Here is a 13,340-nt window from a genome sequence, read left to right as displayed (position 1 = left end):
CGACCCGAACCAAACGTGACCGAATAGTTTTTTTTGTATTCGCAAGCAGGGCCTGCTAAAAGCTGAGTGTGCGCAGGTACTCACTCGGACTTGGGAATCCGCGGAGGTAAGCGCTTCTCGCCTTTCAATGGAGCTGCAAGAGCATGAAAACAATAAAACTGACCCTACTTGCATTGGCCGTTTCGAGCGCTTCCGGCTATGCCCTGGCGAACGGTCTGGCTATCAACGAACAGAGTGTCAGCGGGATGGGTACCTCCTTCGCCGGACGCTCTTCCTCCGCGCAGGACGCCTCCACCATCTATGGCAACCCGGCTGGCATGTCGCGCCTGGGTCGCGAGGTGTCCCTGGGCGGCGCCTACATCCACGCCAAGGTCGACATCAAGGACGTGAACGCCCGTTATGCCAACGGTCAACAGGTGCCGGGTAGCAACGACGGCGACATGGTGCCCAACTCGGTGGTGCCCTTCGGCTACTTCGTGACGCCGGTGGATGACCGCCTGCACTTCGGTCTGGGCATGTACGTTCCGTATGCGCTGATCAGCAACTATGAGCATGCTTTCCAAGGCCGCTACCAGGGCCAGGCGAGCAAGGTGGAAGTCATCACCATCCAGCCCACCGTCAGCTACAAGATCACCGACAAGGTCTCCATCGGCTTCGGCCCCACCATCAACCGTCTTGAAGGCAAGCTCAACAGCAACCTGAACGCTGGCGCGTTCGGTGGCGGCGATGCCCAGGTGAAAATCAAGGGCGACGATACTGCCTATGGCTTTAACGTCGGCGTACTCGCCGACCTCACCGATGACCTGACCTTCGGCCTGACCTATCACTCCAAGGTCAGCTACAAGCTCAAGGGCCACACCGAGGTCACCGACGCGGCAAGTGCAAACCCTACCTTCAACGCCATCCTGGGACGGCTTAATGGCAAATATGACGCCAACCTCAACATTACTCTCCCGGAAAGTAGCGACGCCTCCTTTACCTATCGCCTGAATAACGACTGGACGCTCTACGCTGGGGCTACTTGGACTCGCTGGAGTCGCTTGGACGCCATCACCGTCGAGAACGAAGGCACCCCCACCCTGCCGGTGCTAGGCAACCGCCTTGGCGAAATCACCGAAGAATTCAACTGGAAGGACACCTGGTCTTACGCGGTGGGTGCCTCCTATCAGTTGAATCCCCAGTGGGTGCTGCGCGCAGGCATGGCGCTTGACCCCTCGCCAGTGGACAACGCCGATCGCAACGTGCGCGTCCCGGTCGGCGATCGCAAGACCTTCTCCTTGGGCGCCGGCTGGTCTCCGACCAAGGAGATGACCATCGATGTCGCCTACGCGTACCTGTGGGAAGACAACGTCAAAGTCAACCGCGCCCCCGATGCCCTGCGTGGTGGCTATAACGCCAAGTACGACAACAGCGCCCACGGTCTGGGCGCCCAGCTGACCTACCGCTTCTAGGCGTCAGGGTCCGCTACCGAAGCCGCCGCCAGGCGGCTTCGTGCTTTCCGGGACCGGGATCGCGCATCAGCTATCCGCGGCGGCGAATAGCCGCGATCCTGGTCTACGCCCTGAGCCCCCAGTAACCCTGCTCCTGCTCCGCGTACCAGCGCTGGAAATCGTCCAGCGACAGGGCGCCGGCCACCAGCTGGCCCTGGATCTGGTCGCAGCCGAGATCGGTGAGGACCTGCAGGGCCTGGCGGGTCTCCACGCCTTCGGCCACCACCCGCAGCCCGCGCAACTGGCCGAGCTGGACCAGCAGCCTGATCACCTCCTGATCGCCGGGCAGCTGGCAGTGCTCGATGAATTGCCGATCGATCTTCAGCTCGTCGATGGGAAAGCTGCTCAGGCAGGCCAGCGAGGAATGCCCGGCGCCGAAATCGTCCAGCGACAATTCGAAGCCCATGGCCTTGAGCTGGCGCAGGCAGTCGAGCACCTGCACCGGATTGCTCATGGCGCGGGATTCGGTGATCTCCAGGCAGAAGCCGGCGGCGACGGCACCGGTCTCGTCCAGCAGCCGGCCGATGCGGGCGATGAAGGCCGGGTGCTCCAGGTCCAGCAGCGACAGATTGACGTTGAGCTTGAGGGCGCCCAGCTGCCGCTCGCGCTGTAGGCGCATGCAGCGCTCCAGCACCCAGAGGGTGATGTCGCAGATCTTGCGACTCTGCTCCGCGATGCCGACGAAGGCGTCCGGCTTGAGCAGGCCCAGTTCCGGATGCTGCCAGCGGATCAGGACCTCGGCGCCTTCCACGCGGCCGTCGGGTAGCGCGATCTTGGGTTGCAGATAGAGGCGCAGCTGATCGTGGTCCACGGCCAGGTCCAGGGCGTCGAGCATGGCGATGCCCTGCTGCCGCTGGCGTTCCTGGTCCGGATCGTGGAAGGCGAAGGGCAGCTGGCGCCGGCGCGCATCCTGCAGCGCGGTCTCGGCGTTGGCCAGCAGGGCCTCGGCGCTGGCGCCATGTTCGGGGTAGCAGGCGATACCGAAGGTGATGCGCAGCGACACCCGCTGGTTGCCGCTGACGAAGGGTTTTTCCACCAGGTTGCGCAGCGACAGCAGCGCCGCCTCCGCCGAGGCGTCGTCGAACCAGGGCAGCAGCAGGACGAAGGTGTCGGCGCCGATCCGCGCCACGCCATTCTCTTCCGGCGCCGCGACCCTCAGCCGACGCGCCAGGTGGCGCAGGATCTTGTCGCCACCTTCCTGGCCGAGCAGTTCGTTGATGTTGCGGAAGTTGGCCACGTCCAGTAGCAGCACGGCGAAACGCCCGGCCGCGGCATGCTCGATGCGCTGGCGAATCTCCAGGACCAGCCGCACCTGGTTGGGCAGGCGGGTAAGCATGTCGCGAAACGCCAGTTGGCTGATGCGCCGCTCGCGCGCGGCCAGGGCGGCGCCCATCTGATTCATGGCACGGCCCAGCCGACCGACCGGATCGCGGCCTTCCTTGAGGCCCAGCTGATAGTCGCCATCGGCGATACGTTCGGTGGCCTGACCCAGGCGGACCAGATAGCGATTGAGTGCGCCCGCCAAGATCCGGCTGACCAGAGCGCCCATCGCGAAGATGATCGCCCCTATGAGCAGCGAATCCAGCAGAGCCGACTGCTCCGCCGCTGCTATTCCTTCCATGAACATGTCCGCCCCTATGACGACTGCTTGCCCGTCCTGTCCTGGAATGGCCAGGAACAGGGAACGGAAACTGCCAAAGTTATCCTGGTATTCCGCGAAACGCGGTTGATGATCGGCAAACACCGCTGCGAGTTCCGGGGGTGCCTGATCGTAGAGCTGGCGATAGTCGCCAAAGTAGCCAACGCGGATTTCCTCCTCGTTGGCCGAATCCATGATGAAGCGAAAGCTCGCGCCTTCCTTGACGAAGGCATAGAGCGAGGCCAGTCCGGCCTTGCGGGCATAGCGATCCAGGGTGATCAGGGTTCGCTGGTAGCGATCGGGATCGGCCTGGGCCGGATCCTGCAATTGGGCGAGATAGTCCTCGCCGAGAATTTCCGGCAGCGCCAGGGCCGCGCTCATCAAGCGATAGTCGATGCTCTGGCTGCTGGCTTCGCGCGCCTGGTGGTAGCTGTGCAGCGTGAACAGCAGGGTGCCCAGGGCATCCACCAGGATGAACGCCAGAAAGAACTTGGCGAACAGGCTGCGTGGCTTGAGGCGGAGCCGCGACGCGGGGGCGACTTCCCGGGGCGAGGCGGCGCTGTGAGGCGCATCGAGCATTGGGGCTCCTTGTCCAACTGACGACGACTCCCCCTGGACCCGCTCGTGCCGAGGCGGTTTCGCTGGGCGCTCAACCAGGCGCCTTCTTAACGGTTTAACCGACGTCGTTCAAGGACCGCGGTCGCAAAACCCCGGGTGTCTCACGCTTGGGCCGATTTTTCAGCCCAACGTCAGGGCCAGCGCGACCAGCACCCCGGTCTCGGTGAATTCCAGCAGGGCTCCGGCGGTATCGCCGGTGGTACCGCCGAGACGCTGGCGCAAGGCGCGGCGCACGAGCAGCGCGACCACTGCGGTCACCAGCAGTGCGGTCCAGCCCTGGGACAGCAGGAGGATGGCTAGCGCACCCAGCAGCAGCACCCGGGTCAATGTCGTCCGCGGCAGGTGGCGACTGAGCACATCGCCCAGACCGCCAGGGCGTACATAGGGGGTGGTCAGCAACAGCCAGGGCAGCGCCAGGCGACCGGCCAAGGGCGCCAGCCACAGACAGCCCGGCGCGTGCGGCAGGAGCACCACCAGGGCGCTCCACTTGAGCAGCAGGGTCAGCAGCAGCGCCAGCACGCCCATGGGTCCGCAGGCTGGATCCTTCATGATGGCCAGGGTCCGCTCGCAGTCGCCATAGCCGCCGATCCAGGCATCCACGGTGTCGGCCAGGCCATCCAGATGCAGGCCGCCGGTGAGGATCACCCAGCCGGCCAGCACCAGGGCCGCCTGCAGGAAGACGCCGCCCGCGGCGCCCAGCCAGGCGATCAGACTGAGGAGCGCGCCCAGCAGCAGGCCGACCGCCGGATACCAGAGCACCGAGCGGCCGACGGCCTCGGCTGGCGGCATGCCGGGCAGCCGGACCGGCAGGCGGGTCAGAAACTGCACCGCGATCAGCAGGGGTAGCGGCATCAGCCTTCCTCCAGCGCCAGTGGCTGCAGGGTCGCGTAGGGCGCCTCGACCTGCAGCAGGTCCCTGGGTGGCAGGCCCCGCTGGCGGGCCAGCAGCAGGCGGATGACGCCGCCATGGGTGACGATCAGACTGCGCCGGCCCTGCAGCCGGGGCCGCCAGCGCGTCACCGCCCCCAGGACCCGTTCGGCGAAGGCCGCCACAGGCTCGCCCTCGGGCAGGGTATAGGCATAGGGATCGGCCCAGAACCGGCCCAGCGCTTCCGCCTGGTCCTGCATGAGCTCCGCGGCGCTACGACCTTCCCAGGCGCCGAAATCCAGTTCGCGCAGATCCGCTTCCAGCACCAGCTCGGCGCCCTGCTCCGCCGCCAGCCACTCGGCGAAGCGCGCGCAGCGCTGTTGCGGCGACGTCAGGATCAGCTCGAAAGGCGGCTGCGCGGCGACGGCGGCGCGCAACTGCGCCCAGCCCTGCTCCGCCAGCGGCGGATCGAGGCGTCCGCGAAAGCCTTCGGGGCCTTCGGTGACGCCATGGCGCAGCAGCCAGCAGTCAGTCATGGGCGCGGCTGGAGACACTGGCTTCGGCAAAGGTCGCCATCTCGCTGTGCAGGCGGCAAGATAGTTGCAGCAGCGGCACGGCCAGCGCCGCACCGCTGCCTTCGCCCAGGCGCAGGCCAAGATCGAGCAGCGGCTCGCCGCCCAGCGCCAGCAGCACAGCGGCATGGCCGGGCTCGGCGCCACAGTGGGCGAACAGCAGCCAGTCGCGGGTATCGGGTTGCAGGCGCTGGGCGCAGAGCGCCGCCACCGAGCAGATGAAGCCGTCGATCAGGGTCGGCAGGCCCTGCTGGGCACAGGCCAGATAGGCACCGGTCAGGGCGGCCAGCTCGAAACCCCCCAGGCGGCGCAGCAGCTCGTAGGGATCTTCCAGGGCGTCGCCATGACGCAGCAGAGCGCGCTGGATGACCGCCACCTTGCGCGCCACCCCGTCGGCGTCCAGGCCGGTACCGGGCCCGGCCAGGGCCAGCGGCGAGGTATCCAGCAGCACGCTGGCAATGGCGCTGGCGGCGGTGGTGTTGCCGATGCCCATCTCGCCGCCAATGAACAGATCGGCGCCACCGGCGCAGGCGCGCAGGACGGCGTCGCGTCCGGCCTGCAGCGCGGCCTGGCACTGGTCATGGGTCATGGCCGGGGTCAGGGTGAAGTTGGCGGTACCGCGCCCCAGGGGCAGGTCGATGATCCCGGGCAGGGCTTCCAGCGGCGTGACGGTACCCAGGTTGATGACTTCCAGGGCGGCGTCCAGTTGCCGGGCGAGCACGCTGATGGCCGCCCCGCCACGCACGAAGTTGCGCACCATCTCGGCGGTCACGGACTGCGGATAGGCCGAGACGCCCTCTTCCACCACCCCATGATCACCGGCGAAGACGGCGATGGCGGTACGCTGCAGCAGTGGCCGCGGCGTGCCCTGCAGGGCCGCCAGCTGGATGGCCAGCACTTCCAGATCGCCGAGCGAACCGCTCGGCTTGGTCAATACCGCCTGCCGCTGGCGCGCGGCTTCGGCGGCGGCGGTATCGGGTTGGCGGCAGGGTCCTTGCCACCAGGGCATGCTCATAGCGGGGTTCCTTTGAGGGTCAGGGGGAGACCGGCGACGGTCAGCACCACGCGCTCGCAGCGCGCGGCCAGGGCCTGGTGCAACTCGCCGGCGGCATCGACATAGCGGCGCGTCAACTCGCCCAGCGGGACGACGCCCAGACCGGTTTCGTTGCTGACGAAGATGAGGTGGCCGGGCAACTGCGGCACGACCTCGAGCAGCTCCGCGCAAGCCCTGTCGAGGCGCCGGGGATCGTCGAGCAAGAGCAGATTGGTCAGCCAGAGGGTCAGGCAGTCCACCAGCAGGCAGGCATCCGCCGCCGCCAGGGCCGCCAGGCGTTCGGCCAGCGCCAGGGGTTCTTCCACCAGCGCCCAGTGCGCCGGCCGGCGGGCGGCATGGCGTTCGATGCGCCGGGCCAGTTCGGCGTCGCTGCCGCCGGCGGTAGCGATATAGGTGACGGCAAGGCCGGACTCGGCGGCCAGGCGCTCGGCCAGGGCGCTCTTGCCGGAGCGAGCGCCACCGAGGATGAATTCGCGCATCTAGAGCTCGCAGAGGGCGCGCAGGCGCCCGGTGTCCAGGTGGTGTTCGACCAGATCGGCCAGGCGCTCCAGATCGCGCTCGCGCAGGGCGTGGTAGTCCAGCTGCTGCGGTTCGGCCAGGCCCGCCCAACGCAGCAGGGCGACGCTGGCGGCGGGCGATTCGAACAGGCCGTGCAGGTAGGTGCCCAGCACCTGGCCGTCGTCGCTGAGGCTGCCATCCACGCGGTCATCGGCGAAGCGCAGCACCGGCCGCTCCAGGGCGGGGCCCTGGCTGACACCGGCATGGATCTCGTAGCCGGCCACCTCGGCGTCGCCATCACACAGCCAGCCGCGTACGTTACGCAGCTGCTTTTCCGCCGCCAATTCGGTGGTCATGGCCAGGAGGCCCAGACCGGCGCTGTCGCCCGGCGCGCCTTCCAGCCCGAGGGGATCGGCGATCCTCTCGCCGAGCATCTGGAAGCCACCACAGATGCCCAGCACCCGCCCGCCGTATCTCAGGTGGCGAGCGATGGCCGCGTCCCAGCCCTGGGCGCGCAGGAAGGCCAGGTCGCTGCGCACGCTCTTGGAGCCGCCGAGGATGATCAGGTCGGCGGCGGGCAGCGCCTCGCCCTGGCGGACGAACAGCAGTTCCACCTGGGGATGCAGGCGCAGGGGATCGAAATCGGTGTGGTTGCTCAACCGCGGCATCACCGGCACCGCCACCCGCAGGCGCGGTCCCTGCTTGGCGATCTGGCCGGTGGCCAGGCGATCCTCGGCTTCCAGATGCAGGTCGTGCAGATAGGGCAGCACGCCGAGCACCGGTTTGCCGGTGCGGGCTTCGAGCCAGTCCAGCCCGGGTTGCAGCAGCGCCAGGTCACCGCGGAAGCGGTTGATGATGAAGCCGGCGACGCGCGCCTGTTCGCTGGGCTCGAGCAGGTCGAGGGTGCCGACCAGATGGGCGAAGACGCCACCCCGGTCGATGTCCGCCACCAGCAGCACTGGGCAATCCACCGCCTCGGCGAAGCCCATGTTGGCGATGTCGCCCTGGCGCAGGTTGATCTCGGCCGGCGAACCGGCGCCTTCCACCAGCACCACCCGATAGCCCGCCGCGAGGCGGGCATGGGAAGCCAGCACCGCCTCCCGGGCGATCGGCTTGTAGGCGTGATAGGCCTTGGCATCCATGCTGGTGACGGCGCGACCGTGGATGATCACCTGGGCCCCGACATCGGTATTGGGCTTGAGCAGCACCGGATTCATGTCGGTATGGGGTACCAGGCCACAGGCCTGGGCCTGGACCGCCTGGGCCCGGCCGATCTCGCCGCCATCGGCGGTCACGGCGCTGTTGAGCGCCATGTTCTGCGGCTTGAAGGGCACCACGGCCACGCCCTGGCGATAGAGCCAGCGGCACAGGGCGGCCACCAGGGTGCTCTTGCCGGCGTCGGAGGTGGTGCCCTGCACCATCAGCGTACTCATAGGGGACTCCGATAGCTGGCGAGGCCCTGGTCCAGGCGCTGCCAGCCGGACTCGTCACCGGGCAGGCCGAGTCTCAGGGCGCCAAGCGCGGGAAACAGACGGGTCAGGATGCCCTGCAGGGCCAGGTGTTCGTGCAGATCCGCGACATCCGCGCGCTGCAGCAATTGAAAGAGGGCGCAGCCACCGCTGGGCGTCAGGGCGTGCCGGACGAGCACCGCGGCCAGGCGTTCACCGGCCCCAAGCAGGGCCTCGCGCTGACGCTGCTGGGCCGGCTGATCGGCCAGCAGTTGCCGGGCGAGATGACGACTGGGGCCGTTCACCGTCCAGGGACCCAGTTGCTCGTCCAGTTGCGCCAGCAGGCTCGGCGCCGCCAGCACGAAGCCCAGGCGCATCCCGGCCAGCCCGAAGAACTTGCCAAAGGAGCGCAGCACGATCAGCCCGGGCAGATCGCTGAAGGGCGCAAGACTCGCCGCCGGGGTGGGATCCATGAAGGCCTCGTCCACCACCAGCCAGCCACCTCGACGTTCGAGTCGGGCGTGCCAGTCCAGCAGCCGGGCCGGCGACAGGCGCTCGCCCGTGGGATTGTTGGGATTGACCACCACCACCACGTCCAGCTGGTCGAGGTGGGTCGCGATCCGGCCTTCGTCCCACTCCAGCACCTCGTGCCCGGCGCGACGCCAGGCCAGGGCGTGTTCGGCATAACAGGGCGCCAGCACCGCGACCCGCGCGGGTACGCGCAGGGTCGGCAGCGCCTGGATGGCGGCCTGAGAGCCGGCCACCGGCAGCACCGCGCTGGCCCGGTAACAGGCACAGGCGGCCTCCACCAGGCCGTCATCGGGCTCCGGCAGCCGTGCCCAGGCGCTGGCCGGAATCTCCGGCAGCGGCCAGGGCCAGGGGGCCAGACCGGTGGACAGGTCCAGCCAGTCGCCCAGGGGAATGTCATAGGTGCGCGCCGCGCGCCGCAGTCGACCGCCGTGCTCAAGCAAGCAGCAGTCCTCCCAGGGCGATCAGCGCGGTCCACAACCAGGCGCCACGGCGCACCAGTTTCAGGGCGCGGGTGATGGCCAGGAAGGTCGGCGCCGGACCGCGGCCCAGCACCGGGCGCTCGTGCCATTCGCCGTGGTAGCGAGCCGGGCCGCCCAGGCTCACGCCTAGGGCGCCGGCACCGGCCGCCATCACCGGACCGGCGTTGGGGCTGTCCCACAGCGGTGCCTGGGTGCGCCAGCTTTCGATGGCGCTCCAGAAGCGGCCGAGACCGGCATAGGTCAGGGCCACCAGGCGCGCAGGAATATAGTTGAGGACATCGTCCAGCCGCGCCGCGGCCCAGCCGAAACGCTCCAGGCGCGGCGTGCGATAGCCCCACATGGCGTCCAGGGTATTGGCCAGGCGATAGAGCACCACACCCGGGGCACCCAGCAGGGCGAACCAGAACAGCGCGGCGAAGACGGCATCGCTGCCATTCTCCAGCACCGATTCGGTGGCGGCGCGGGCCACGGCGGTCTCGTCCAGCTCGCTGGTCTCGCGGCTGACCAGGTAGCCGACCCCGCGCCGTGCCTCGGGCAGATTGTTGCGTTGCAGGGCGCGGGCCACCGGCTCGGCGTGCTCGCCGAGGCTACGCAGTCCCACGGCCAGATACAGCGCCAGGGGCTGGATGATCCAGGCCAGCCAGTCGAGCTGGCAGAGCAAGGCGGTGAGCAGCACCCAGGGCAGCACGGCCAGGCTCCAGGCCACAACGCCATGGCTGCGCCAGCCACGGCCACCGGGATTGAAGCGGGCTTCGAGGCTGTCGGCCAGGCGCCCGAACAGCACCAGGGGGTGGGCGCGGCGGGGTTCGCCGAACAGCAGGTCGAGCAGCATGCCGCTGACGACCGCGAAGGCCAGCATCATGGTTTCTGGCCCCAGCGATTCTCGAAGATCAGCTCCTCCAGCGGCCGCCCCTGGCGCCAGCCCTCCTCTTCCAGCATCGGGCGCGGATAGAAGGCTTCCACCGGTCCCAGGCAGAGGATGGCTGCCGGCTGCGCGCCTTCCGGCATCTCCAGCAGGCTGCGCACAGCTTCCGGCTCGAACAGCGACACCCAGCCCATGCCCAGGCCTTCGCAGCGCGCCGCCAGCCAGAGATTCTGGATGGCGCAGGACAGCGAGGCCAGGTCCATCTCCGGCAGGGTACGGCGGCCGAAGACATGGGCTTCGCGGCCGTCCATGAGCGCGGCCACCAGCACCTCGGCGCAATCGAGGATGCCCTGCACCTTGAGTTTCATGAAGTCGTCGCTGCGCTCGCCAAGGGCGTCGGCGGTGGCGCAGCGCTCTTCTTCCACCAGCTCGTGCAAGCGCTGACGCAGGGCCGGATCGCTGATGCGCAAGAAGCGCCAGGGCTGCATCAGCCCGACGCTGGGCGCCTGGTGGGCGGCACCGAGCAGGCGGGCCAGTTGCTCGGGGGGCACCTCGCCACCGCAGAAGTGGCGCATGTCGCGGCGCTCGGCGATGGCTCGGTAGACGGCGGCTTGTTCGGCGGGGGTATAGGAGGTCGTGGTCACGGCTTGAGCATCGCGGCGGCCGCGGCGGGTGCCGACGGCATGTAGAAGTGAATATAGCTGGCGGTGAGGCGACCGTCGCGGTAGACCGCCTCGGCCACCGCCTTGCCGTTGGGGCACAGTCCGCGCGCCCAGGGCACCTCGGGTGACTCCAGGGCCGAGTGATGATAGGTGTGGCCACGCAGGGTGCCCTGCTCGAACTCCACCGACTGCAAGGCCAGGGCGGTGAGGCGTGCCTGCATCCGCGCGCTGCCCGGCAGCAGTCCGAGCAGGCTGGCGGATTCGCCGGCCTTGTCGGTCAGTTCGTCGAGCAGATAGAGCATGCCGCCGCACTCGGCGAGGATCGGTTTGCCGGCCGCATGGTGGGCGCGAATGGCCGCGCGCATGCCCAGGTTGTTGGACAGCGTCTGCAGGTGCAGCTCGGGATAGCCGCCGGGCAGATAGAGGCTGTCCACCGCCGGCAGCGCCGTGTCGGTGAGCACGGAAAAGAACTGCAGCTCGGCGCCCAGGGCGCGCAGCAGATCGAGATTGGCCTGGTAGATGAAGGCCAGCGCCGCATCCCGGGCCACGCCGATCCGCACCCCCGCCAGCAGCGGCTCGACCACGGTCGCCGGCGGTGCGGCAAAGGCCACCGGCGGCGGCACTTCGAGGGTGGAACTGGCGCCCAGAGCATCAGCCGCCATGTCGAGACGACGATCCAGGTCGGTGACCTCGTCGGCCTGGATCAGCCCCAGGTGACGACTGGGCAACTCGATGCCGGCATCGCGCGGCAGGCTGCCAAAGAAGGTCATGCCCGCCGGCAGGCTGCCGCGGATCAGCTGCGTCTGCCGCGGACTGCCACTGCGATTGGCCAGGACCCCGGCGAAGGGCAGGCCCGGCCGGTAGTGGGCCAGGCCATAGGCCAGGGCGCCAAAGGTCTGCGCCAGGCCGGCGGCGTCGATCACTCCCAGCACCGGTACGCCAAAGCGCTCGGCCAGGTCGGCCGCCGAGGGCTGGCCGTCGAACAGGCCCATGACGCCTTCGATGAGGATGAGATCGGCCTCCCCCGCCGCTTCCCACAGCAGGCGCCGGCTCTCGGCCTCGCCGATCATCCACAGATCGAGCTGGTAGACGGGTGCGCCGCTGGCGCGGGCGAGGATCATCGGATCGAGAAAGTCCGGACCGCACTTGAACACCCGTACCCGCCGCCCCTGGCGGGCGTGCAACCGGGCCAGGGCGGCGGTGACGCTGGTCTTGCCCTGACCGGAGGCCGGGGCGGCGATCAGCAGCGCCGGGCAATGCCGCGTCTCGCCTACCATTCGATACCCTGCTGGGCGCGGACGCCGGCCTGGAAGGCATGCTTGACCAGACTCATGTCGGTCACGGTATCGGCGGCCTCGACCAGCGCCGGCGGCGCACCGCGCCCGGTCACCACCACGTGCTGGTGCGCCGGGCGCCCGGCCAGATCGGCCAGCACCTGGTCGACGTCCAGGTAGCCGTGCTTGAAGGCGATGTTGAGTTCGTCCAGCAGCACCAGGCCGATGGCCGGATCGCGCAGCAGCTCCACCGCCACCGCCCAGGCCGCCGCCGCCGACTGCAGGTCACGGGCACGGTCCTGGGTATCCCAGGTGAAGCCCTCGCCCATGACGTGGTAACGCACCTCGTCCGGGAAGCGCCTGAAGAAAAGTTGCTCGCCGGTGTCACGGCGGCCCTTGATGAATTGCACCACGCCCACCTTCATGCCGTGGCCGAGGGCGCGCGCCGCCATGCCGAAGGCCGAGCTACTCTTGCCCTTGCCGATGCCGGTGTGGACCAGCAGCAGACCGCGCTCGTCCTGGGCTTCGGCGATGCGGGCGTCGATCACCGCCTTCTTGCGCACCATGCGCGCGCGGTGGCGCTCGTCGCGCTCGGGGCTGGTCGAATCGGGGGTATCGGTCATGGGCGGTTCTCCGGGTGCGGGCGTGGCGGAGAAACGGGCAGAGACGCCGCCCGCGCAAGGCAGGTGGCGACGCCGCGCGACGCCCTCCGCATCGCCGAGATGAACGCAAGCGTGGCCGGTCTCCGGGCTGGTGAGCCGATGCCCTGGAGGCATCCGCTGCGCCCCTTCCCGGCCAGGGCCAGTGGGTATCGCGCAGCTACTGCTCAACTACCGTTGCGGGGGCAGCGCCGGCTCGACCGGCTTCCCTGTTTCACCCCGGCCAGGCGGGGCACCACGTGCAAGGGCGCAGGGTACGGACTACCCGGGAGAGCGTCAATCGATCGCACCGGCCGAACTCGGCGCCAGCCGACCGGGTCCACCCTAGATACCCCTCACCAGGAGCTACCGAATGAACGATGACACCCTCGCGGCCTGCATCAGGGCCTGTCTCGATTGCGCCGCCGCCTGTGAAACCTGTGCCAGCGCCTGCCTGGGCGAAGCCAATCTGGACATGATGCGCGACTGCGTCCGCCTGGACCGCGACTGCGCCGACGCCTGCCGCCTGGCCGCCACCTTCATGCAGCGCGATAGCGACCGCATCGCCGAAGCATGCGCCCTGTGCCTGGCCACCTGCCGCGCCTGCGCCGCCGAATGCGGCAAGCACAAGGCCGATCACTGCCAGGCCTGCGCCCGGGCCTGCGAAGCCTGCGCCGACGCTTGCGCGGCCATGGCGGCCTGAGC

General features: G+C 68.8%; 13 protein-coding genes and 1 riboswitch. Of the genes, 2 read left to right on the top strand and 11 right to left on the bottom strand.

Features of this window, described 5'->3' with window-relative positions:
* The first annotated feature begins 143 nt into the window (after positions 1 to 143).
* Positions 144 to 1,451: an OmpP1/FadL family transporter gene (locus PVZ77_RS14695; protein ID WP_273809153.1), complete on the top strand. Its 1,308-nt coding sequence runs from the start codon at positions 144 to 146 to the stop codon at positions 1,449 to 1,451.
* Positions 1,452 to 1,554: 103 nt separating this feature from the next.
* On the opposite strand, the gene PVZ77_RS14690 is transcribed toward PVZ77_RS14695, so the two are convergent.
* From PVZ77_RS14690 to cobO, 11 genes are all read right to left on the bottom strand, one after another.
* The gene (locus PVZ77_RS14690) at positions 1,555 to 3,708 is read right to left on the bottom strand and encodes a putative bifunctional diguanylate cyclase/phosphodiesterase (protein WP_273809151.1); all 2,154 of its coding nucleotides are present in this window, start codon (positions 3,706 to 3,708) and stop codon (positions 1,555 to 1,557) included.
* 159 nt (positions 3,709 to 3,867) lie between these two features.
* Positions 3,868 to 4,599, bottom strand: coding sequence for an adenosylcobinamide-GDP ribazoletransferase (locus tag PVZ77_RS14685; protein WP_273809149.1), 732 nt, complete (start codon positions 4,597 to 4,599; stop codon positions 3,868 to 3,870).
* Positions 4,599 to 5,150: a histidine phosphatase family protein gene (locus PVZ77_RS14680; RefSeq protein ID WP_273809147.1), complete on the bottom strand. Its 552-nt coding sequence runs from the start codon at positions 5,148 to 5,150 to the stop codon at positions 4,599 to 4,601. Before PVZ77_RS14680 ends, PVZ77_RS14685 begins: the two co-directional genes overlap by 1 nt.
* Positions 5,143 to 6,201 carry a nicotinate-nucleotide--dimethylbenzimidazole phosphoribosyltransferase gene (gene cobT / locus PVZ77_RS14675; protein ID WP_273809144.1) on the bottom strand — a complete coding sequence of 353 codons (1,059 nt, stop codon included), beginning with the start codon at positions 6,199 to 6,201 and terminating at the stop codon, positions 5,143 to 5,145. Before cobT ends, PVZ77_RS14680 begins: the two co-directional genes overlap by 8 nt.
* The gene (gene cobU / locus PVZ77_RS14670; protein WP_273809143.1) at positions 6,198 to 6,719 is read right to left on the bottom strand and encodes a bifunctional adenosylcobinamide kinase/adenosylcobinamide-phosphate guanylyltransferase; all 522 of its coding nucleotides are present in this window, start codon (positions 6,717 to 6,719) and stop codon (positions 6,198 to 6,200) included. Before cobU ends, cobT begins: the two co-directional genes overlap by 4 nt.
* The gene (locus tag PVZ77_RS14665; RefSeq protein ID WP_273809142.1) at positions 6,720 to 8,171 is read right to left on the bottom strand and encodes a cobyric acid synthase; all 1,452 of its coding nucleotides are present in this window, start codon (positions 8,169 to 8,171) and stop codon (positions 6,720 to 6,722) included.
* A complete protein-coding gene (cobD, locus tag PVZ77_RS14660; RefSeq protein ID WP_273809140.1) occupies positions 8,168 to 9,157 on the bottom strand; it encodes a threonine-phosphate decarboxylase CobD in 990 nt (329 codons plus the stop codon). The genes PVZ77_RS14665 and cobD overlap by 4 nt, the downstream gene beginning before the upstream one ends.
* Positions 9,150 to 10,058: an adenosylcobinamide-phosphate synthase CbiB gene (gene cbiB, locus PVZ77_RS14655; protein ID WP_273809138.1), complete on the bottom strand. Its 909-nt coding sequence runs from the start codon at positions 10,056 to 10,058 to the stop codon at positions 9,150 to 9,152. Before cbiB ends, cobD begins: the two co-directional genes overlap by 8 nt.
* Positions 10,055 to 10,705, bottom strand: coding sequence for a 5,6-dimethylbenzimidazole synthase (bluB, locus tag PVZ77_RS14650; protein WP_273809137.1), 651 nt, complete (start codon positions 10,703 to 10,705; stop codon positions 10,055 to 10,057). Before bluB ends, cbiB begins: the two co-directional genes overlap by 4 nt.
* Positions 10,702 to 12,000, bottom strand: coding sequence for a cobyrinate a,c-diamide synthase (locus PVZ77_RS14645; protein ID WP_273809136.1), 1,299 nt, complete (start codon positions 11,998 to 12,000; stop codon positions 10,702 to 10,704). The genes bluB and PVZ77_RS14645 overlap by 4 nt, the downstream gene beginning before the upstream one ends.
* The gene (gene cobO, locus PVZ77_RS14640) at positions 11,994 to 12,620 is read right to left on the bottom strand and encodes a cob(I)yrinic acid a,c-diamide adenosyltransferase (protein ID WP_183630813.1); all 627 of its coding nucleotides are present in this window, start codon (positions 12,618 to 12,620) and stop codon (positions 11,994 to 11,996) included. Before cobO ends, PVZ77_RS14645 begins: the two co-directional genes overlap by 7 nt.
* Before the next feature lie 96 nt (positions 12,621 to 12,716).
* Positions 12,717 to 12,911, bottom strand: a riboswitch (cobalamin riboswitch).
* Positions 12,912 to 13,008: 97 nt separating this feature from the next.
* Here cobO and PVZ77_RS14635 point away from each other — a divergent pair.
* On the top strand, positions 13,009 to 13,338 hold the full coding sequence (locus PVZ77_RS14635) for a four-helix bundle copper-binding protein (RefSeq protein ID WP_273809134.1): 330 nt from the start codon (positions 13,009 to 13,011) through the stop codon (positions 13,336 to 13,338).
* Positions 13,339 to 13,340 lie beyond the last annotated feature (2 nt).

It is taken from the genome of Pseudomonas sp. SHLD1 (genome assembly GCF_028640935.1).
Classification (GTDB): Bacteria; Pseudomonadota; Gammaproteobacteria; order Pseudomonadales; family Pseudomonadaceae; genus Chryseomonas; species Chryseomonas aestiva.
The sequence above is the reverse complement of the archived record's forward strand: the minus strand, read 5'-3'. Positions and strand labels throughout refer to the sequence as shown.